The organism is uncultured Agitococcus sp., assembly GCF_937920075.1.
Classification (GTDB): Bacteria; Pseudomonadota; Gammaproteobacteria; order Pseudomonadales; family Moraxellaceae; genus Agitococcus.
Window position 1 is genome coordinate 1 of the sequence record NZ_CALETI010000461.1, and the last position, 21,826, is coordinate 21,826.

The 21,826-nt window shown below is 40.6% G+C and carries 17 protein-coding genes; 7 read left to right on the forward strand and 10 right to left on the reverse strand.

The genetic code is table 11. From position 1 onward, the window contains the following. The 5 genes from Q0212_RS15645 to Q0212_RS15665 form a co-directional block, all read right to left on the reverse strand. The coding region (locus tag Q0212_RS15645; RefSeq protein ID WP_297927270.1) for a Fe2+-dependent dioxygenase at nucleotides 1-509 on the reverse strand (509 nt) is incomplete at its 3' end. A 68-nt stretch (nucleotides 510-577) separates the two neighbouring features. Continuing rightward, nucleotides 578-2,890, reverse strand: coding sequence for a TonB-dependent receptor (locus Q0212_RS15650; protein WP_297927229.1), 2,313 nt, complete (start codon nucleotides 2,888-2,890; stop codon nucleotides 578-580). A gap of 174 nt (nucleotides 2,891-3,064) precedes the next feature. Continuing rightward, complete coding sequence (locus tag Q0212_RS15655) at nucleotides 3,065-3,880, reverse strand: DUF4198 domain-containing protein (protein ID WP_297927231.1); 816 nt, start codon at nucleotides 3,878-3,880, stop codon at nucleotides 3,065-3,067. Nucleotides 3,881-3,901: 21 nt separating this feature from the next. After that, on the reverse strand, nucleotides 3,902-4,417 hold the full coding sequence (locus Q0212_RS15660; RefSeq protein WP_297927232.1) for a DUF2271 domain-containing protein: 516 nt from the start codon (nucleotides 4,415-4,417) through the stop codon (nucleotides 3,902-3,904). A gap of 15 nt (nucleotides 4,418-4,432) precedes the next feature. Further along, nucleotides 4,433-5,050 (reverse strand): PepSY-associated TM helix domain-containing protein, encoded by a 618-nt coding sequence (locus Q0212_RS15665; RefSeq protein WP_297927234.1) that lies wholly within the window; start codon nucleotides 5,048-5,050, stop codon nucleotides 4,433-4,435. Nucleotides 5,051-5,264: 214 nt separating this feature from the next. On the opposite strand from Q0212_RS15665, the gene Q0212_RS15670 reads away from it, so the two are divergent. Together Q0212_RS15670 and rapA are read left to right on the forward strand one after the other, a co-directional pair. After that, nucleotides 5,265-5,894 (forward strand): RluA family pseudouridine synthase, encoded by a 630-nt coding sequence (locus Q0212_RS15670; RefSeq protein ID WP_297927236.1) that lies wholly within the window; start codon nucleotides 5,265-5,267, stop codon nucleotides 5,892-5,894. Nucleotides 5,895-5,910: 16 nt separating this feature from the next. Further along, nucleotides 5,911-8,733, forward strand: a complete 2,823-nt coding sequence (gene rapA, locus Q0212_RS15675; RefSeq protein WP_297927238.1) for an RNA polymerase-associated protein RapA — start codon at nucleotides 5,911-5,913, stop codon at nucleotides 8,731-8,733. 44 nt (nucleotides 8,734-8,777) lie between these two features. Here rapA and Q0212_RS15680 read toward each other — a convergent pair whose 3' ends face one another. Further along, nucleotides 8,778-9,533: a glutathione S-transferase family protein gene (locus Q0212_RS15680; RefSeq protein ID WP_297927239.1), complete on the reverse strand. Its 756-nt coding sequence runs from the start codon at nucleotides 9,531-9,533 to the stop codon at nucleotides 8,778-8,780. A gap of 79 nt (nucleotides 9,534-9,612) precedes the next feature. Between Q0212_RS15680 and ychF the strand changes: the two genes are divergently transcribed. The 4 genes from ychF to Q0212_RS15700 all read left to right on the forward strand — a co-directional run bounded on the left by ychF (nucleotide 9,613) and on the right by Q0212_RS15700 (nucleotide 15,320). Beyond that, on the forward strand, nucleotides 9,613-10,704 hold the full coding sequence (gene ychF, locus Q0212_RS15685) for a redox-regulated ATPase YchF (protein WP_297927241.1): 1,092 nt from the start codon (nucleotides 9,613-9,615) through the stop codon (nucleotides 10,702-10,704). 142 nt (nucleotides 10,705-10,846) lie between these two features. Beyond that, nucleotides 10,847-13,417, forward strand: coding sequence for a serine/threonine-protein kinase (locus Q0212_RS15690; RefSeq protein WP_297927243.1), 2,571 nt, complete (start codon nucleotides 10,847-10,849; stop codon nucleotides 13,415-13,417). Between the two features lie 170 nt (nucleotides 13,418-13,587). Beyond that, complete coding sequence (locus tag Q0212_RS15695; protein WP_297927244.1) at nucleotides 13,588-14,310, forward strand: Stp1/IreP family PP2C-type Ser/Thr phosphatase; 723 nt, start codon at nucleotides 13,588-13,590, stop codon at nucleotides 14,308-14,310. 8 nt (nucleotides 14,311-14,318) lie between these two features. Next, nucleotides 14,319-15,320: a YbgF trimerization domain-containing protein gene (locus tag Q0212_RS15700; protein ID WP_297927246.1), complete on the forward strand. Its 1,002-nt coding sequence runs from the start codon at nucleotides 14,319-14,321 to the stop codon at nucleotides 15,318-15,320. A 74-nt stretch (nucleotides 15,321-15,394) separates the two neighbouring features. Here the strand turns inward: Q0212_RS15700 and Q0212_RS15705 are convergent, their stop codons facing one another. After that, nucleotides 15,395-16,459, reverse strand: a complete 1,065-nt coding sequence (locus Q0212_RS15705) for an aldehyde reductase (RefSeq protein ID WP_297927247.1) — start codon at nucleotides 16,457-16,459, stop codon at nucleotides 15,395-15,397. Between the two features lie 147 nt (nucleotides 16,460-16,606). Here Q0212_RS15705 and mrdA point away from each other — a divergent pair, with 147 nt between their 5' ends. Continuing rightward, the gene (gene mrdA, locus Q0212_RS15710) at nucleotides 16,607-18,475 is read left to right on the forward strand and encodes a penicillin-binding protein 2 (RefSeq protein WP_297927249.1); all 1,869 of its coding nucleotides are present in this window, start codon (nucleotides 16,607-16,609) and stop codon (nucleotides 18,473-18,475) included. Here mrdA and Q0212_RS15715 read toward each other — a convergent pair. From Q0212_RS15715 to Q0212_RS15725, 3 genes are read right to left on the reverse strand one after another with little or no spacing between them, the layout of a single operon-like run. Then, nucleotides 18,472-19,416, reverse strand: coding sequence for a haloalkane dehalogenase (locus Q0212_RS15715; RefSeq protein WP_297927251.1), 945 nt, complete (start codon nucleotides 19,414-19,416; stop codon nucleotides 18,472-18,474). The genes mrdA and Q0212_RS15715 overlap by 4 nt on opposite strands. Nucleotides 19,417-19,435: 19 nt before the next feature. After that, nucleotides 19,436-20,950 carry a molybdopterin dinucleotide binding domain-containing protein gene (locus Q0212_RS15720; RefSeq protein WP_297927252.1) on the reverse strand — a complete coding sequence of 505 codons (1,515 nt, stop codon included), beginning with the start codon at nucleotides 20,948-20,950 and terminating at the stop codon, nucleotides 19,436-19,438. 11 nt (nucleotides 20,951-20,961) lie between these two features. Further along, entirely contained in the window at nucleotides 20,962-21,792 is an 831-nt protein-coding gene (locus Q0212_RS15725; RefSeq protein WP_297927254.1) for a molybdopterin-dependent oxidoreductase, read from the reverse strand. Between the last annotated feature and the right edge of the window lie 34 nt (nucleotides 21,793-21,826).

Here is a 21,826-nt window from a genome sequence, read left to right on the forward strand (position 1 = left end):
AAACGTTGACCATTTTCTACAGGCTCAACCCGATGTAAACTGGTAGCAGGATAAACAATCGCATCCCCTGCGGCTAATTTAACCTCATGGCAACCATAAGTATCTTCAACAACCAATTCTCCCCCCTCATACTCTTCAGGTTCGGATAAAAAAACGGTGGTTGAGACATCGGTACGCACAGGTAAACGGGTTAAGGCTTCGTATTGAATTGCGCCATCGACATGATTACCAAAATGCCCACCTTGTTGATAACAATTAAACAGTGGCAATAACAACTGTTTGGGCAATACCGCCGAGACAAATAAGGGATTTGCTAACAATGCCTCTTTAACTTGTTGTCCTAATTGCTGTGCAATCGCTAAATTTTGCGAGAGTTGTAAGTTATGTTTGACTTTTGCCGCCTGTGCGCCAGCAGTATTTGCGCCTGCTTGCCACGGAGCTTCGTGTAACTGTTGGCGAATTTGAGCGACTTGTTGTTTACTCAATACTTGCGGAATATGCAATAACATAACATTTTCCCATTCAGCTCTCAATTTAGACTCCCTCTCCCTATGGGAAAGGGCTGGGGTGAGGGTTATTAAAAACTAAACTCTGCCGTAATTGCAGCTGAAATAGGCGCACCCAAGGTCATACGTGCACCACTATTGTTTAAGGTACTGATATATTCTTCATCAAAGACGTTATAGACGTTTAAGCGTAGATTGGTGTTCTTATTGACTTTATAAGCAGCCATCACATCAGCTACGGTATAAGCAGGAATCACTGGCATATTTTCGGTTGCCAAATTTGCATTGGTTGTCACTACACGCTTTTGTTCACCCACATAACGTGCACCGCCACCAAAGGTGAATTTTTCTAAGGTATAAGATGTCCATACCGATGCGGTGACATCAGGTGTCCAACGCACACCATCTGATGTGGTAATCACACCCGTTGAACTACTCTTAGAACTTTGGCCTAACTGCTCACTTTCCATAAAACCAACAGACATGGTTAATTGCCAAAAGTTCGTTAATTGACCAACTGCCGCTAATTCAATACCATCAACAAGGGTTTTTCCTTCCTGATTAGCCACACCAGTCACAGCATCAACACTGGCTTGTTTATCGTTTTCGGTACGGTAAACAGCAGCAGAGACATTTAAACGCTTATTTAACAACTCCCACTTTGTACCCAATTCGGCGGTTGTGGTTTGTTGTGGATCTAATTCAGCATTTGCCTGATTACCTGCGGTCGCTGATAACACAAAGTTAGCACCCGCAGGTGGCGTTTGTGCATCGGCAAAGGCAACATAAATCGAACCATTCGTAGCTGGCTTAAACACTAAACCAGCATTCCAGCTTAATAAGGTATCGTCATCTTCTAAATGGCTAATAACCACATCACCGACTTTGTAACCTTGCGCGGAATAGGTAGCCAAATTGCCACCACTACCACCCGTTACCATCGTACCTGTGCTAGTTTCAGTTTTATAACGATCGGCACGTAAACCAAGGCTAAATTTTAAACTGTCTATTAATGTTAAAGTGTCAAAGACATACAATGCAGCCGTTGTCGTTTCACCGTCTGTATCCGCACCCGTTAAATAAGGCACTAACAAATTCTGATAGGCATTTGGGCTATATACATTTTGTACAACACTATATACTGGCAAAGTTTGGCCATTCACCACCACCGTTGTTGTGCTAGTGCTGCCTGAAGTTGAGCCAAGTGTTAACTGACTTTCTTTTAATAACTCTAAACCAAGCACTAAATCATGTTTAATAAAACCCGTGCTTAACGCGGTATTCAAGTTTGTTTGGTTTGCCCAAATTTCATTAGTTTGGTCGATACGTTGGCGATTCAAAGCGACTTCAATGGCTTTAGTGCTGGCATTGACAGATAAAGCATTCACCCCCGTTAACACGCGATCTACATGTGTTTGACCATAACGGCTAATATTACGAATGGTGGTGTTTTTTGATAACTGATGTTCCACTTTGGCCGTTAACATATCTGCAGATATTTTTTCATAATCTTGCTGACTGCCATAAAAGTTATCACGACTGACTTTTGCCCCTGCTTTAATAGTGGTATTGCTATTATAAAAACCTTCCATGCCAATAGTTGGTACACCACCATCGGGCACATTGTCCTGACGAATATGCTGAGAATAGAGATATACTTTGGTTGGTGAATCTAAGCCAAAGGCTAAACTTGGTGCAATTGCCACTTGTCGATTGGAAACTTGATTACGCTCTTCGGCATTGCCTTCTTGCACCATGACATTCAAACGTAATGCTGTGCTGTCATCAATCACATTATTGCTATCAACAGTTAAACGCTTTTTATCGGCTGTGCCCAGTGTTAATGCAATATCATTGGCCTGCTCAAGAGTAGGCAATTTGGAAATTAAATTAATATAACCCGCGCTCGCACCACGTCCCACCTCTGAACCACCAGCGCCTTTAACCACTTCAACTTGCTCAAGGTTAAATACATCACGGGTCACTGCACCTAAATCACGGACACCATCAACAAAAGTTGAGGTATTGGTTGAAAAACCACGCATCTGAAACGTATCACCTGCCGCCGTATTACCATTTTCGCCCAACTGCATAGTAATGCCTGCGGTATTGCGTAAGGCTTCCATCAAGGAGCTAGCACCTTGCTCTTTCAACATTTCCTTTTTTAGTACTTGTACGGTTTTTGGGGTATCAACTAAGGCTTGAGTGAGTTTGTTTGATGCAGATTTTTCCGTTTTGTACGGCACATCAACAGCAGCTTGGACATTAACCTCTTTTAACACTGGCGCATCTTGTGCGTGAGCAGGAATAGCTAAACTACCTGCCATCGCCACCATAGAGGATGTTAATAATGTAGATTTTTTACGAGAACGAATGATAGACACAACACAATACCTCAAATAGCCCTCAGAGTTAGATGCAATGATGGCTAGCGCACATCAATGGTCATCCCCTCCACAGGGTTAAACATAAAAAAGGCTTGGCTTGTCGTTTAGAACTGGCTGGGCACTTTGTAAATGATAACAATTATCATTTAAATTTGCAACAACTTGCAACAATTACGGTAATAACACCTCTAAGGTTGCCGCATAGCTATAACGTTTTTCGGGCATGGCTGGGCGTTTGCCATCAACCATTTCTGGCAATTGTGGATAAGCCGCTTTTAACCAATACATTCCTGCAAATGGCCATTTAATGCTAATCACGCCGTCTTTATCACTGATTGCTGTGATTTCATTTAACACACCACGATAACGAACCCCACCTGCAATCACTGATATTTTGCTATCCGCAACAGGCTTTCCATCTAATAACACTTTAAAACGAGTCGTTTCTTGTGCATACAAATTATTGGGATGGCTTAACGGCAATAACTCTAAACCTTGATTAACGGCTTTTAGCACCGTATCAGTCGGTTGATCTGCGGTGACATAGGTTTCTAAACGGTTATAGGTACGCGATATTTTTAGATCAGTGGCTTCGGCTGGAATTTCTTGCGCCATCTTTTCTTCTGCCCCACGCCAACGTTTCTCCTCACCGTTTAAACGATAAGTTGCCATCACATTTTGTGAGTTCTGGCTAATTTTATAAGTGCCTTTTTGTAGCAATTTAAAATCAGCAGAGCCACGAAATTTGCTTTTAGTGATTGTTTCCGCTTTCACCTGACTACCATCAGGGGCAACAACCTCCAAATTATCTAAGGCCAAAGCATTACTATCAAAATCAAATAAGTTTTCTGATACCGCCCCATCAATAGTCACCCATGCTTCTTTAGCATCAATCTGTGTATTGGAGGGTAATAACCATTGACGATGTGCATGAGCTTGTGGAAGCAAAATTAATAAGCCCAAAGCAAGCGTTGTCTTTTTAAACATGATATTGTCCTGTTTTAATGATTACGGTTTAACCGCGACGGTGACTTTGCCTAATTCTTCTTGTCCTTGTGCACTATTCTGATTGGCTTTTTTAGACAACCACTCAAACGGCACTTTTAACACTTCTCGACCACCGCCTTCGCGTGCTGCCTCAACCACTAACTGATAACGCCCAGCTGCCAATTTATCTAATGGCGTATTTTTATCGCTAAAGCTTAATTGATGCTCACCGACATTACGTGTTGCACCAGATACACCATCAACAGGCATCGTTAATTCACGACCACTTTTTCGCCACCATTGACGCAGGTCTTTTAACCACTTTGTCCCGCCGTTATCGCGTTTTTTTAGGTCATACCAAACCGCCAAATTAGCCATAAATTTTTGGCTATCATCTTCAATCCAAATGGCAACATAAGGACGATGATATTCGGCCACATTTAAACTGGGTATTTGCACATTAACGGCTAACTCAGCGGCTTGTGCCGTCGATAGCAAGCTCATGGCTAAGGCCGAACCATAGATCATTTTTTTCATAAATATCTCTTCTCTTTAGATATGAACAAAGAACACCACTAACAATAAGGGAATAAGCAATCCTGTGCTGACGAGTGGCCAAACCATTGGCCGACGACGGGCATGCTGTTGCAAAATAAACAGTCCCGTTAAGGAAAAAACCACACAGGCAATGGCAAAAACATCAATAAACCATTGCCAAACCACACCCGTATGACGACCTTTATGCAAGTCGTTTAATAAGGAAATCACACCACGACTGGTAGATTCATACTCAAACTGACTATTGGCTAAGGAAAAGCGCGCCCACGCATCGCCACCCGCTTTTGGCAACGAAATATAAACTTCGTCAGCAGACCATTCGACTTGTGATTCGGCACTTAAATGAATGCCATGTTGATTAATCAACCATTGCTCAACATTGCTTGGTAAAGGCTGTTGAGTTTGATCTTGCTCTGCAAGCGTTTGCAATTGTTGGTTTATTTGCTGGGGAGTTGCCAGTTCTTGACGCTCAACTTTGGGTTTCGCCTCAATTTGGCTAGCATGATTTAAGGTAATGCCTGTAATACTAAACACCAACATCCCTACCAAACATATCGCCGAGCTAATCCAATGCCACTGATACAACTGTTTTAACAACGATGCCTTAGCCAAGTTCACACCCAATAAATAATAATTTAAATGATAATGATTATCATTATATATCAACAAATGCTAACTTTGTGTAAAAAATACTTTTCAATTTTCCAATAAGATCAAAAAATACACAAAAATGGTTTTATTTATCATGCTTTAGAGATAATTAGATGCAATCCTTTGTCGCTATTATTACAATTAGCATCTTTCATGACTTAAAAGAAAACTGCGCGTGTCTGTAGATTGCCCCATTTTATTTTGTGACAATGATTTGCTCGTAGTGGGTAAACCTAGTGGTTTATTAACTGTTCGTGGCAAAGGTGCTGACAAACAAGACTGTTTACATGCTCGTTTGCAAGCCCAATTTGAGGAAGTCCGTATTATTCATCGTCTAGACCAAGATACTTCTGGTCTATTAGTCTTTGCTCGTCATTTGGCAGCACAACAACACCTCAATAAACAATTTGAACAACGTTTGGTTAACAAACACTATATTGCCTTAGTCTATGGTCATATTGCTCAAATGCGTGGCGAAATAGATGCACCATTACGTTATGACCCTGAGCATCCACCTTTACATATTGTCGATTATGAGCAAGGCCAACACGCCCTCACCCAATGGCAAGTGCTTGGTCGTCAAGCCAAAGCCACCCGTGTGTTGTTAAAACCAATTACTGGTCGCTCTCATCAATTGCGTGTGCATATGCAATTATTAGGTCATCCGATTGTTGGTGACACGTTATATGCACCACCCGAAGCAATTGCTTTAAGTCCGCGTTTGTGTTTACACGCAGAGACACTAGAATTTAATCATCCCATAACTTTACAGCCAATGAATTTTTCATGGCCATGCCCTTTTTAATTGTTAGGACTGTTACATGAGTATTTCAAATCCTGCTATTGGTCAACGTTGGTTATCTGATGCTGAAACTGAGCTTGGCTTAGGTATCGTGGTTGAGGTAAATCCTCGCACCATGACCATCTTATTTCCCAAGAGCGAAGAAACCCGTGTCTATGCGCGCCAAAATGCGCCCTTATCACGGATTCGTTTTAATGAAGGCGATACCATTAAAGATACTGACAATAAATCATGGCTAGTAACAGGCATTCAAGAACGCCAATTTGTCTTGCGTTATGAAGTACAAGATGCTGCTGGCAACACCACCAGCTTTGCTGAAACTCGCTTATCTCCCGAAATTCATTTAGCCAAACCTTGTGAACGTCTTTTGGCCTGCCAATTAGATAATAATGAATGGTATGAATTGCGTGTGACTGCCTTACGTGCGCGTGAAAAAATTGCCAAAAGTCCAGTATCTGGTTTGGTTGGCCCACGTGTGGGTTTAATTCCGCATCAATTTTATATTGCTCACGAAGTTGGCCAACGTATGGCACCACGGGTGTTATTAGCTGACGAAGTGGGTTTGGGAAAAACGATTGAAGCAGGTTTAATTATTCATCAACAATTGTTAACAGGTCGTGCACAACGTATTTTGGTGTTAGTCCCTGATAGTTTGCAGTATCAATGGTTGGTTGAAATGCGTCGTCGTTTTAATATCGACTTTGCCTTATTTGATTTAACCCGCACCGCTGCGATTCGTGAAGGTGATGAAGAACAAAATCCATTTAGTACCGAGCAATGTGTCTTAGCCAGCATTGACTTATTACTCGATCATCCCGATTTAAAAGAGTCTGCTTTAGCCGCTAAATGGGATTTATTAGTGGTTGACGAAGCACACCATTTAGAATGGGACGAAGAAAAACCGAGCGAAGCCTATCAATTGGTTGAAGAAATTGCCAACCAAACGGCTGGGGTATTATTGCTCACCGCCACCCCAGAACAATTGGGTGTTGCTAGCCACTTTGCCCGTTTAAAACTTTTAGACCCAAAACGTTTTAGCAGCCTAGATAACTTCTTAGATGAAGAAGAAGGTTATCAACCGATTGCACAAGCTGCGCGTGACTTAGTCAAAGGTAATTTAAGTGCTGAAGCACAACAAACTTTAGCAAATTACTTGGCCGATGAAGACGTAGACTTAAACAGCAAAGAAGGTCGAGATCAGGCCGTTGCTGCATTATTAGATCGTCATGGTACAGGTCGTGTTTTATTTAGAAATACGCGTGAAGCGATTAAAGGCTTTCCACAACGCGAATGTATTCCTGTGCCATTAACACCCCCTGCTGATTGGCCAATGACAGGTGCTGTGCGTCATCAGCTCTGGCCAGAAATGCAAACCGATAATGAAGATTGGTTAACCACAGACCCACGTGTGCCGTGGTTGATTCAATTATTGAAAAAGCTCAAACAGCAAAAAGTGTTGTTAATCTGCCGTACCGCAGGCGTGGCCATGTCTTTAGAGTTGCGTTTACGCCTAAATGAAGGTTTCCGCACTGCTCTTTTCCATGAAGAAATGAGTCTATTAGAACGTGACCGTGCAGCAGCCTATTTTGCAGAACCTGACTATGGTGCACAAATTTTGTTATGTTCAGAAATTGGCTCTGAAGGTCGTAACTTCCAATTTGCCCATCATTTAGTGTTGTTTGATTTACCTGCTAATCCTGATGTTTTAGAGCAACGTATTGGCCGTTTGGATCGTATTGGTCAAACTGAAACCATCAAAATTCATGTGCCCTATATGCAAGGCACTGCCCAAGAGCGTTTGTTTGACTGGCATCACCAAGCCTTAAATACCATTGCTCATATTTCGCCAACAGCTCAAACTGTACACCAATATCATCAGGCTACTTTAAAAGATTGTTTGCAAAATCCAACCGAACATCAACAATTATTTGCCGATTTAATGGCTGAAGCGCAACAAGATCGTGCCAACTTAGAAGCCGAGTTACAACAAGGTCGTGATTATTTGTTAGAGCTTAATTCGTGCCGTATGGACAAAGCGATTGACTTGATTACTGCCGTTGCTGACCAAGATGATGATTTAATCTTGGGTGATTTTATGGAGCGTGCATGGTCGGCATTTGGGGTTGACCATGAAGAGCAAGGTGATGGTAGTCATATTATTCGTAGTGGCGAACATATGCCAATTGACTCCTTCCCTTGTTTAGATGCCGATGGCATGACCGTTTGTTTTGACCGTAACCAAGCCTTAAGCCGTGAAGATGTGCAGTTTATTACGTGGGAACACCCAATGGCATTAGGCACTTTAGACCTAATGACACGTCAAGCCTTTGGTAATGCTAACCTTGGCCTGATTCGTAACAAAGGCATCAAAGCTGGTACTTTGTTGATTGAATCATGGTTTAGAATAGAGTTAATTGCACCTAAACATTTGGATTTAAATCCGCATTTACCTCAACTAACTTTACGCGTATTACTTGATGGTGAAGGTCGTGATTTGAGTTCGCGTATTGGCCATGAAATGCTCAATAAGCAAGTACAGCCTTTAGAAAAAATGACCGCACGCCAAGTAGTAAAAATGCAAACTGATGTCATGGCTACGCTTTATCAGAAGACCGAAAAAATTGCTAAAGCGGCTATTCCTGAGTTGCAACAACAAGCTCAAGATAGCTTAAAAGCCAAACTGGGGCAGGAAATTAAACGCCTAAAAGCCTTACAAGCGGTTAACCCAACCATTCGTGATGATGAAATTGCACGCTTAGAACAACAATTAGAGCAAGGTTTAAATTATTTAAGCCATGTTCATGTGATGAGTGATGCATTGCGGGTTATTATTGCTGCTTAACTGCAATAGTTACCCATAAAAAGGCGCGTACGCGCCTTTTTGTTTCACCCTCGCCAATTGCCTCTTGCACCACGTTCTTCTTGATATAAACGAATAATCCACTGTCCCAAAGGTCGATTTAAAGTTTGCTGATAAAGTTGCTCCATCAATTCATTTTGAGGAGTCAAGGTCTCCCACGGGGTATCTTTTAGAGCTAATACTGGCACAAATAATGAAGCCACACTAATATCCGCCAAACCTAAACAATCACCCACCAAATAACGGCCACCATTAGCGATTAATTTTTCTTCAATATCGTCCATCACTTTAAGCATTTTTTGTAAAGAAATCGCACCTTTTTCAGGGTTAGCTTGATACATTTGGCCAATACCACGTTTAATAAAAGGTGCTAATTGTTTTTTAAAGGGCTTAACCATTGGATAATCATTAAATAACAAATCTGTGACTTGCTCAGAACCTAAAGCCTGACTATATGCCCAACGACGCACATGAACCCCTGCTTTATCAGCTAAATCCTCTAAAATAATCGCCTGCCGACGCAAATCAGGATTAGACGGTAATAAAGGTCGTAAGACATATTTAGCATCTAAATAAAACGCTAACTCTGTTGAATCACCAATCCATTCTTTGCCATCTTTTACTAAAGGTACAGTGGTGCTATTGGCCTTCCATAAGGTTAAAAGTCGATGAGTGGCTGGAAATAAATTTTTGACTGAATATTCCAAATCCTTAAAATCTAATAACCAACGTGCTTTTTCACAATAATGCGACAAGGGAAATTGATACAGGACACGATTCATACAATACGATTCCTAAGCAAAAAACAGGATTTTGGTGTACCATGCGCGCCATTGCGAAATTAACACGAGGAGCCTGTAAATGGGTTTTAATTGCGGTATTGTTGGCTTACCAAATGTGGGTAAATCTACCTTATTTAATGCTTTAACTAAAGCAGGAATTGCAGCCGAAAACTTTCCTTTTTGCACTATCGAACCCAATACAGGTATTGTGCCAATGCCTGATCCTCGTTTAGATGCTTTAGCCGACATTGTTAAACCTGAACGTGTGATTCCAACCAGTATGGAGTTTGTTGATATTGCTGGTTTAGTTGCAGGGGCATCCAAAGGCGAAGGTTTAGGTAACAAATTCTTAGCAAACATCCGTGAAACAGATGCGATTGCTCACGTTGTACGTTGTTTTGAAGATGAAAACGTGATTCACGTTGCAGGTCAAATTAATCCTTTAGATGATATTGCCACGATTAATACCGAATTAGCATTAGCTGACTTAGACACAGTTGAACGTGCTTTGTTACGTGTTAGCAAAAATGCTAAAGGTGGTGATAAAGAAGCCATTGCGTTAAAAAACTGCCTCGAAAAAGTATTGCCTGTGTTAAATGATGGCCGCCCTGCTCGTGCCGCCGATTTAAGTGATGATGATCTAAAAGTCATTAAAGTTTATGGTTTACTCACTTTAAAACCAACGATGTATATTGCCAACGTCAATGAAGATGGTTTTGAAAACAACCCACACTTAGATGCAGTACGTGAATTAGCCGCCAGCGAAAAAGCTGTCGTTGTTCCTATTTGCAACAAACTTGAAGCCGAAATTGCCGAATTGGAAGAAGACGAAAAAGCCGAATTTTTAGAAGCTGTGGGTATGGAAGAACCAGGCTTGAATCGTGTGATTCGTGCTGGTTACAACCTATTAGGTTTACATACTTATTTTACCGCAGGTGTTAAAGAAGTTCGTGCATGGACAATTCCTTTAGGAGCAACCGCTCCCCAAGCGGCTGGGAAGATTCATACTGACTTTGAAAAAGGATTTATTCGTGCAGAGGTTATTGCCTACGAAGACTATATTCATTATAAAGGTGAGCAAGGTGCTAAAGATGCTGGTAAATGGCGTTTAGAAGGCAAAACCTATATTATGAATGATGGTGATGTCGTCCATTTTAGATTTAATGTGTAATTTTTGATTCACTAGGCTCCGTTTTGGTGTGTTGCCGTTAAACGGAGCAAAAAACAACAAAGACCGCATACAAATACTAATTATATTTAGCACTTAAAACATGCAAAAATCTTAATAAATACATTAAGCAGGGTTAGCGACTATGGCAAAAATATCTTTCTCTTGGAAAAGCGACTGGGTCATTGGTTTAGCAATCGCCACTTTTATGGCAGCTATTTCTAGCTCGCCAATTATTGAAAATCTTGAGCGTAATGCTTATGACGTTGGCGTCAAATCAAGTCAGCATAATGCAGGCGACAAAGTTGCTGTCATTGCGATTGATGATGAAAGTATCGAAAACATTGGTCGTTGGCCGTGGCCTCGTAGCTATTTAGCACAAATGATTGCTGGCTTAAATCAAGGTGGTGCTAAAGCCATTGGGGTTCCTATTTTTTTATCTGAACCGCAAATTGATGCTGGTTTAAAATCTATCCGTGAACTGAACGATTATTACAATCAAAATTTAAGTACCTTAGGTGATAACAATACCGTTGTTGCTGAGTTAGGCATGAAGCTCGCTGAAGCAGAATCAAATTTAAATACCGACCAACAATTAGCTGATGGTATGGCAGCCGCCAAAAATGTAGTATTACCTATGCAATTTATGCTGGGTCAAATGGATGGTCGGCCTGATACCGCTCTGCCTAATTATGTTCTTAAAAATCAAATTCCTGTCGAAAATATTCGTGATAACATTGATGCAACTTCGCTCAATATGTTGCCCCCCGAAACCAACTTAGCTGTTCCGCCCATTAGTGTATTAGGCGAAAGTGCGAGTTTATTAGGTCATTTAAGCATTAACCCAGATAGTGATGGTGGTGTACGTACTGAGCCATTATTAGTGAGTTATGATGGTGCTTTTTATCCTTCATTATCATTAATGTTAGCTGCCAGAAGTTTAAATTTAGATGCTAAAGACATTAAAGTAAACTTAGGACAAAGTGTGCAATTGGGTAAAATTAACATCAAAACAGACCCATTCTCACAAATGCGTACCTTTTATTATGGTAATTTAGAAGCAGATAGCCCTCCTTTCCGTATCGACTCTTTTTATGATGTTGTCAGCGGAAAAATTCCTGTCGAAAAATATAAAGATAAAATTGTGATTATTGGCCCAACGGCTTATGGTTTAGGTTCGCCACAGGTGACCCCTATCGAAGCAAAAATGGAGCCTGTATTAATTTTGGCACACAATGTTAGCAGCATTTTAAATCAACATTTTTTTACTATTCCTGAATGGAGCAGCTTAGTCCGTTGGGGTTTATTTTTATTAGCCACTATTTATTTATGTGTCTTATTACCTCGCTTAAGTGCAAAACTCGCTGCTATTGTGTCAGTAGTTTTTGTAGGTGGATTATTAATGGCACATTTTGCCTTAATGATAAGCTCTGGTATTTGGGTTCCGTTGATGTTACCTGCTGCACTCGTGGTCTTGGGTCATGTTTTATTAACCACCAAACATTACTTAGTCACCGAAAAAGCCAAAGTACGCTCTGATGAAAAATCGGCTGAATCTAATAAAATGTTGGGATTGGCTTTACAACAACAAGGCCAGCTTGATATGGCATTTGAAAAATTTCGTCAATGTCCACGTGACGAAAGCATTTTAGATGTGATGTATAACTTAGCCTTAGATTACGAACGTAAACGTCAATTTAATAAAGCGATTTCTGTTTATCAATATATGGCTGATTTTGCGCCTGAATTTAGAGATTTAAAAGATAAATTGGCTCGTGCCAAAAAACTCGAAGAAACCGTTATCTTGGGTGGCAGCAGCAGTACCGCTAATAACTCAACGCTGATTTTAGACCCCACCAGTAATGAAAAACCGATGTTAGGTCGTTATCAAGTTGAAAAAGAACTCGGTAAAGGCGCAATGGGTGTTGTTTATTTAGGTAAAGACCCCAAAATTAACCGTGTGGTTGCCATTAAAACCTTAGCTCTCAAAGAAGAGTTTGAAGCTGACGAGCTTGAAGAAGTCAAAGAACGTTTCTTCCGTGAAGCTGAAACCGCAGGTCGTCTCAATCATCCCAATATCGTCACTATTTATGATGCAGGCGAAGAACATGATTTAGCCTATATTGCAATGGAATTTTTAAAAGGCCACGATTTAGCGCGTTATACTAAATTCGATAGCCTATTACCCATCGCCAAAGTCATTAATATTGTTCATAAATCTGCTTTAGCTTTAGATTATGCTCATCAAGCTAATATTGTTCACCGTGATATTAAGCCTGCCAACATTATGTTTGACCCAGATACCAGCGAAGTCAAAATCACTGACTTTGGTATTGCGCGTATTACCGACTCAAGTAAAACTAAAACAGGTACAGTTTTAGGTACACCTACTTATATGTCACCAGAGCAATTAGCAGGTAAAAAAGTCGATGGTCGCTCTGACTTGTATAGCTTAGGTGTCATGTTCTACCAAATGTTAACAGGTACACCGCCATTTAAAGCAGAATCTATGGCTGCCTTAATGTTCAAAATCACCAATGAGCCACACATGCCATTATTTGAGCGTCGTCCAGACCTAGAGAGTCAAATTCCTTGTATGAGCGCAGTGATTGATAAGGCATTAGCTAAAAATGCTGATGATCGTTATCAGACAGGACGTGAATTTGCTCGTGCAATTAAAGACTGCATTGAGTCTTGTGGCCACAAACAAGTTTAATTATTCATAGGGTTTAGCTTTGCTAAACCCTAAAAAGGTTATTTAGGTTTAATTATTTGCCTTGATTTTATTTAGAATAACTTCTTAATTAGTGATTTAGTCTAAGTCTTTAATTTGGCAAATAATATAAACTTAACTCAACTATTGGATAAAATAATAACTGGTGTACCTTGAATAATTTAATCATGGTTGGCCATACGGATACTGGCAAAACACGTACTAGCAACGAAGATGCGATTCTTTGCCTACCCAATTTAGGTGTCGCATTATTAGCTGATGGTATGGGTGGACATAGCGCGGGTGAAGTTGCTAGCCGTACGGCCATAGATACCATAAGTGCAATTCTTAAACAAACAACTCGAGGGGTATCGCCCCATGAGCGTTTAGAGACAGCGCTACAAGCTGCACACGCGGTTATTCGCGAAAAGGCCAGACAATCGATTCGTTGTCGAGGCATGGGCACCACATTTGTCGGCATTATTATTGAAAATGGCTATTTACATCATGCCCATGTTGGTGACTCACGCCTTTATTTATTGCGTGATGGTCAACTGATGGCCGTTACCCATGACCATTCTTTATTACAAGAATTTATCGATCAAGGCTTTTATACTCGTGAAGAAGCCTTAGAAAAGGTTTCCCGTAATATTCTTACTCGCGCGCTTGGCCTAGAGCCACACATCACCATTGACTATGATTATTTAAAAATCAATAAAGGTGATCGCTTTTTATTATGTAGTGATGGACTATATGACATGCTTTCTGATTATGAATTGGGTGCCTTATTAGGTCGCCAACATGAAGTAGAAGGCATCGCTTTAGATATGTTGGAGCTAGCCAACGCACGTCGAAGTAAAGATAATGTGTCGGTTATTGTTATTGCAGGATTTTAGGTTAATTTATGCGCAAAATCACCGTTTCTTTACTCAGTTTAGCGATTAGTCATGTTGTTTATGCGGCTGACATTGTCATTGAAGAAAAATCTTTAAGCCAACCCAAAACACAAGCTGCACCTGTAACAAAACCTATACAAGCCCAAGCTCTTAGCAATGAAGTCAATCCTTCATTACAATGGCAGCTTTATCAACAAGTTCAACAATTGCAACAAGAAGTTCGAGATTTGCGTGGCCAACTCGAAGTGCAAGCTAATATTATTGAACGTATGAAACAAGATGCACGTAGTCGCTACCTTGATTTAGACCAACGTATTACAGATTTAAAAAATCGCCCTCAACCAGAAGTGGCAAACACTACACCTAGCACCACACCCACAGCAACAACTACCACGACAACCACAACAGTTAATACAGCAACTGCAACAAACCCTACTACCGCTACTCCAACAACAGAGGCAACAACAGCTACTACACCGCCTGTTGTCAATCCAGATGATGATAAACGCGCTTATTTTGCTGCCTATCAAACGTTTAAAACGGGTGGGCCTAATAAAGCCATTAATCCAATGCGTAATTTTATTAAAACTTATCCGCAAAGCACGTTTATTCCTAGTGCCTATTATTGGTTGGGCGAGTTTTATTTGGCTGCTAGCCCTGCCGATGTCAATAATGCCAAGAAAAGCTTTAGAATTGTTGTCGATAACTATGCTGATGCCCCCAAAGCGGCTTCTGCCATGTTGAAGTTGGCCAGTTTTGCAGATGTTGATGGCAAAACTCAAGATGCTGTTAAACTTATGTTGAGGATTGTTAAAGAGTTTCCCAAATCAGAAGAAGCGACCGCAGCTAAAGCTTATTTAAGTGCACAAAATGTGGCTATTCCTGAAGAAAAGAAAGTCAAACCAAGCACCGCTAAATCAGAACTTAAAGACAACAAAAAGGTAAATGAGACAGACAAAAAAACTGCCACTCCTGCTAAAAAAGAAGACAGCAAAACTAAAACTCCTTAGGATTGTCAGGATTTGACTAAAACAAGACGCAAAAAGCCTACCTCTTATAAAAAGAGGTAGGCTTAGATTTATTATTATTTTTTCTTCAACAATCCATCATCAATCACTTGCTGAAAATGTTCAATAAAGGTTTCTTCAGCAGGCCGATATTTAACACCTAATTCTCGGCTACGGCGATTATCAAACTTTAAAGGCAAACCGACATTACGTTTAATAAAGTCACGTGTCACTGGCCCCATTAAAGGTCCTACCGCCCATACAACAAACTTTGGTGCTTCCATAAATGGAAAAGGATATTTGTTGCCATATTGTTTGCGTAAAATTTTGCCAATTTGTAACATGGTCAATTCGGTGTTGCTTAAAATATGTCGACCTTTAGCTTGTGGCGTAAATGCCGCTAAAATATGCGCCTTTGCCACTTCTCGGACATCTACAATCCCTAAAATCAGCTTAGGTACACCCATACGCAAACGACCATCACCCATTTGCACTAAGGTATCAATACTAGCTGATAGGCTACCTGAAGTTAATGAAGGGCCAAATACCATACTCGGATTGATCGTCACTAAATCCCAACGTGATTGATTGCCTTGCATTTTCCATGCTTCACGCTCAGCAACTACTTTAGAATATTGATACGGATTATGAGAAACACTACTGGTCACATTCCAATGATCTTCGGTAAAAATACCACTAGGAACTCTTAAAATATCTTCATTATCGCCATATATCGCAGCAACACTGCTGGTTAATACAACACGTTTTACCGTTTCACATTGATTAACAGAATTTAAAACATTTCGTGTGCCTTCTAGAGCAGGACGAACCAAAGCTTCATTGGCATCAGTAAAACCATCTAAAACAAAAGGTGATGCGGTATGCATAACAACACCACAACCTTGCATCGCTTCGGCATAACTTCCTTCAGTTAATAAATCTGCTTTAAATAACTTTAAAGTTCCTTTAGCCTGTTGTGCAATTTTTAATAAATGCCCAACACTGGATTGTTTTGACGGATCACGTACAGTAGCATGAACGGTATAACCTTCTTCTAACAAGTATTTTACAATCCAACTTGCAATATATCCTGATGCACCTGTCACTAAAACAGGTAAATTTTTAATCGTTTCATCAATCATTATTTATACCTCAGTGCTATTAACTCTATTTATACTAAAAAGCTTCTATCAAATTAGCCATGACTTTGATAATTGTCAATTTAGGCTAACAAAAGTTACTGTGATTAGATATGATAAACTGCCCATACACGATTAGGATTTTGTACTTTGCGCCTCAAATCACGTCCTAGCCCAACCAATCCAGACCCACTAAAAAATAGTGCTCTCGAAAGCCGTATTTTTCGTAATCGTATTTGGGTGACTGCCTTTTTTATTGCACTGGCATTTAGTACCCTTTTAATACGTTATGGCTACTTACAAATCTTAGAACACCAAAATTATAAAACGCTTGCCGACAGTAACCGTATTAAACTACAAGCGATTGCGCCTCCACGTGGTTATATTTATGACCGTAATGGTATTTTATTAGCCGATAATCGCCCTATTTTTACCGCAATGGTCAATCGTCAAGAAATTGATAATTTAGATCAAACTATTGAACGTTTAACGCCTATTTTTCAGCTAACACCTGAAGATATTCAGCGTTTTAAAAATAGAGTCAAAAATGCACCACGCTATGAATCGGTTGCCATTAAATTAAATTTACGCGAATCTGATATTGCTCGTTTTTCAGAAGTCGCTTTTTTATTTAAAGGCGTAAATATCGAGGTTAAATTAGCACGTTATTATCCTTATGGGGAGTTATTTGCCCATGTTTTAGGGTATGTGGGCAGGATTTCCGACAAAGAAGCTGCAACTCTTAATGCTGAACGCTATGCTGGTACAGACTTGATTGGCAAGACAGGCTTAGAAAAATATTATGAGTCTATTTTGCAAGGCAAAGCAGGTTATCAACAAATTGAAGCTAATGCTCATGGCCAAGTATTAAGGCTATTGGAGCGCACAGAACCAACTCGCGGCAATGATTTGGTACTCCATTTAGATTATGGTTTGCAAAAAATGCTTAGCGAAAAGCTAGCTGGCAAACGCGCTGCTGTTGTTGCCATTGACCCCAAAACAGGTGGTGTTTTAGCATTTGTCAGTACACCAAGTTTTGATCCCAATCCTTTTGTCGCAGGTGTTCCTAATAATTTATATAACTTCTGGCGAGACCATCCTGACGTACCTTTATATAATCGTGCCTTACAAGGTATTTATCCCCCCGCCTCAACCATTAAACCTATTTTTGGTATGGCAGGTTTACATTATGGTTTAGTCGATTGGGATTATAAAATTCAAGATAGAGGTCGTTATAGTATTCCCGGTGACTGGCATGTATTTAGAGATTGGAAAAAGTCTGGTCATGGCACAGTCGATTTACATCGTGCAGTAGAAATTTCTTGTGATACTTATTTTTATCAATTGGCTTATAAAATTGGTGTTGATCGCTTTTATGATTGGATGCAAAACTTTGGTTTTGGCAAACCAACGGGTATTGATTTAGCAGGTGAAAAAACTGGGGTTCTTCCTTCGACGGCATGGAAAAAACGTGTTCTTAAAGCGCCTTGGTACACAGGTGAGATGATTTCGGTAGGTATTGGCCAAGGCTATTTTACCACCACACCATTACAGTTAGCGATGGCTACCGCTATTATGGCCAATAAAGGCCAACATTTAACCCCACATTTATTAAAATCAACCACAGGTATATATCCTTATCAAGTGATTAATCAACCTGATGGTCAAGTTCCTTTTGCTGGCCAAGCAGATAATTGGGACAAAATGCATCAAGCCATGAAAGCAGTTGTGCATGGTCGCGGCACGGCTGGCAACTTACGCAAAGATTTAGAAGGTTATGAAATCGCAGGAAAAACAGGCACTGCACAAGTCAAAGGTATTAAACAAGGCGCACGCTACAACGAAAAAGAATTAGACGAACGTCATTGGGATCATGCATGGTTTATGGGGTTTGCCCCTGCTGATAATCCACAAGTTGCTGTTGCTGTGTTAGTAGAAAACGGCAAACATGGCAACAGTGCCGCTGGGCCTATTGCCAAAGCCGTGTTTGATTACGTCATTCATCAGATGAAGCGTTAACTAGACCTGATTTTTTGACAAAACTTGACTACTACCTCCGCCAATTGTTCACCTTGGTCTTCTTGCAAAAAGTGGCCGCCATTATAAATGGTAGTATGTGCTTGGCCGCGACAGCCTGCCACTAATGCAGGAAAAACTCCCGCCATTGATGACATAATTGGGTCTTTATCACTAAAAGCACATAAAAAAGGTTTATTAAAATTGATCAGCTTTTTCCATGCTTGGCTATTTTGCTTCATTTCGCTGGGCACTAAACGTGGAAAAACTCGCGCCCCTGCCATATACGTTTGGTCAGGATATGGTGCATTATAAGCGGCTTTAATTTCTGGTGATAAACGCAAAGCCGTACCTAAATTAATCACAAAGGCGGCTGTCCATGATGGATATAATTGGGAAAAACTAAACCAACTGCCAAAACCCACGGTTGCTCTAAGTTGTTGCCATTTGCTAAATGCAGCTCGTAAATTGGGATGTTTTAGCGGAAATGCTGGCAACATGGTATTTGCTGCCACCACCCCTGCAAATAATTCAGGCTGCTCTGCCACTAAGCGTAAACCAATCAACCCACCCCAATCTTGGCACACCAACACCATATCTTTAAGTTGTAATTGTTTTAATAAACTATCCACCCAAAAAATATGCCGACTATGACTATAATCGCTTTGTTCAGTAGGCTTATCAGAACGACCAAAACCAATTAAATCTGGCACAATCACCCGATAGCCCGCCGCAACTACCAAAGGAATCATTTTACGATATAAAAAACTCCAACTAGGCTCACCATGAAGCATTAACACCACAGGTGCTTGACGCTCACCTTCATCAAGATAATGCATACGCAATTGGCCACCTTCGGTATCATCAACCATCAGATAATGTGGTGCAAAGGGATACTCAGGTAAGTTAGCAAAACAGCTATCTGGAGTTCTTAAATAACGCATAGGGTTCCTCGTTTTTGTTTTAATTGACCAATTCCACTTTACAACGAATCCGTTTGGTATGCGGACAACCTGTATAAGGGTCTCTATCGGTTAAATCAACTAACTCATTAATGGCAATACCGTTGGCTTTTAATTCGCCTGTGACTGGATCGGGATAATACTGCCCTAAAATATTAGGTAAATGCAAATGGCCTGTTAAGGTATTTTTATCGACTTTAACAGGTGCAATCACCGAAGAACGTTTGGAGCTAATTTTGACTAAATCGCCTTCTTTGGCATTTAGAGCGGCGGCATCTGCTTCCGACATATATAACGAGGCATGAATAGCACGTCCTTTACGCCAACTAGGATCGCGCATAATGGTATTGGCGGTAAAGCCTGTTCTTAATCCCCCATTTAAGACAAAAGGATACTCTTTTTCGTCAGGCTCTACATCTTGAGCAATCAAACGACTTAAATCCTGAGCATAATCAGCAAAATACAGACGAATTTTGCCATCTTGATGTTTGGAGTAATCTTCAAAATTATGCTCTATTTCATAATGGCCTAATAAAACGCCCTGTGGATTAGCCAAAATTTTGGCAAATAAATACTCTGTTAACGCAAAAGGATTAAGCATCGCTTTGGCTTCAGGCAAAGCACGAATGACTTGGTCACGACGTGTGGTTGCATAACCTAAAGTCAATAACCAAATATACGCCAACATCGGATTAGGCAAGGTTTTACCTAAGGTTTCGTACATTAAAAAAGCCGAACGAGCAACAATCGCACCTACACCTTGCAATTTGCTACTGGCTAAGGCGTAACTATTTACTGCGGCTAAATAAGCAGGTGTCATTAACGGTTTGCGCGCTTGTTTGGCTAAACGATGTAAAAATTTCGGTGCAGCCCCCACTAACCCCATAGCTCGTGCCAAACGATAATAAATTTCTACTTCAGGTAAGGCTTCACCGATAGGATTAACCACAGGTGGGCGTACTTGTGGCGCAATAATATCCTTAGGAAAAATCGAAAATTCCCATTTTTCATAACCTGTACAACTGGGCAAAACATAATCGGCCATTTGTGCGGTTTCGCTCATGGCTGGGTCAATCACCACCAATAAATCTAACTGAGCAAAGGCTTCTTTAAAACGTTTGGTATCAGGATAACTGGCGATTGGATTGGCTCCATCACAAATCAAGGCACGGATACGGTCAGGATGCTGCGATAAAATTTCTTCGGGAATAATGGCGGGTGGTAATTGTGGAATCGGTAATAAAGCAGGAATTGACTCGATAGAAGACTCTAAAGCTTTAGTCATCGTTGACCAATAGGGCATATTTGGACAAAATAATTGCACAAAAATATTGCCCCCTTTTCGGCCATAATTACCGGTCATTACCAATAACACGCGCACTAAATAAGATGTTAAGGTGTTATGTGATGAATGCTCAATGCCTAAGTCTAAGGCAATACAAGCAGGTTTGGTTTGGCCAAATTCTCGTGCAGTTAAACGAATATCTGCTTCGTTTAAGCCACAACGTTGTGCCATTTCTGCCACATTCACCGTGCTAAATAATTGCGCCAGTTGCTGATAATCAACACTGTGTTGCTCACAATAAAGGGTTTATCCACTAAGTTTTCTTGCACTAAAACCGCTGCAATGGCTAAGAGCAAATAAATATCTTTGGCAGGTTTGATGCGTAAATGACGGTCGGCTAAACGTGTGGTTTCGGTAATGCGTGGGTCAACCGCCACCATACGCCGTTCAGAATCTCTAAATAATTGTTTTAAAGCTTCTTTAGGATTAGCCCCTTGATTACTAATATGCGGATTTGTGCCCAGTAACAGCATAAATTTGGCATGGTGTTTATCTGCGGTGAGATAAATATCATTTGTGCCACGAATCATACGTCTATCATTGAGCCAATGTTGGGTTTTTTCTTGGGCTAAAGCGGTAAACACCATGGGTGTGCCAATGCCATACATTAGCGGAATGGCCGCTAAACCACTGGAATGATTACCCTGCCCACCCAACCCTGCAAAAGCAATGCTGCGTGGTGCATGATTTTTACGAATATGATTCAATTTTTCGGCAATTTCGCTAATTGCTGTATCCCAACTAATTGCCTTAAAACTGCCATCGGCTAATTTTTTTAGCGGTTGTGTCACGCGTTGGGCATGGTTGACATAGTTGGCAATGGCATAGGCTTTATTACAAGAATAACCTTTGGTTGAGGGATGGTCATCATCGGCGCGAACTTCAACAATTTTGTTATCAGCCACATCAACACGTAAGCCACAATTATGTGAACACAAGGCACAAGCGGTTGCTAAATTGCTTGCATTGGTTGGCACATTGACTGCGCCATTAAAAACCTGAGCTGCGGTCATATTTTTCTCCCAAAATTGATTATGTACATGACTC

What these genes read in the sequence shown, in the direction of transcription:
- Q0212_RS15720 (WP_297927252.1), bottom strand. Translation starts at nt 20,950, where the DNA reads ATGGCACAACGTTGTGGCTTAAACGAAGCAGATATTCGTTTAACTGCA.
- Q0212_RS15690 (WP_297927243.1), top strand. Translation starts at nt 10,847, where the DNA reads ATGGCAAAAATATCTTTCTCTTGGAAAAGCGACTGGGTCATTGGTTTA.
- ychF (WP_297927241.1), top strand. Translation starts at nt 9,613, where the DNA reads ATGGGTTTTAATTGCGGTATTGTTGGCTTACCAAATGTGGGTAAATCT.
- Q0212_RS15705 (WP_297927247.1), bottom strand. Translation starts at nt 16,459, where the DNA reads ATGATTGATGAAACGATTAAAAATTTACCTGTTTTAGTGACAGGTGCA.
- Q0212_RS15700 (WP_297927246.1), top strand. Translation starts at nt 14,319, where the DNA reads ATGCGCAAAATCACCGTTTCTTTACTCAGTTTAGCGATTAGTCATGTT.
- rapA (WP_297927238.1), top strand. Translation starts at nt 5,911, where the DNA reads ATGAGTATTTCAAATCCTGCTATTGGTCAACGTTGGTTATCTGATGCT.
- Q0212_RS15725 (WP_297927254.1), bottom strand. Translation starts at nt 21,792, where the DNA reads ATGACCGCAGCTCAGGTTTTTAATGGCGCAGTCAATGTGCCAACCAAT.
- Q0212_RS15680 (WP_297927239.1), bottom strand. Translation starts at nt 9,533, where the DNA reads ATGAATCGTGTCCTGTATCAATTTCCCTTGTCGCATTATTGTGAAAAA.
- Q0212_RS15715 (WP_297927251.1), bottom strand. Translation starts at nt 19,416, where the DNA reads ATGCGTTATTTAAGAACTCCAGATAGCTGTTTTGCTAACTTACCTGAG.
- Q0212_RS15655 (WP_297927231.1), bottom strand. Translation starts at nt 3,880, where the DNA reads ATGTTTAAAAAGACAACGCTTGCTTTGGGCTTATTAATTTTGCTTCCA.
- Q0212_RS15660 (WP_297927232.1), bottom strand. Translation starts at nt 4,417, where the DNA reads ATGAAAAAAATGATCTATGGTTCGGCCTTAGCCATGAGCTTGCTATCG.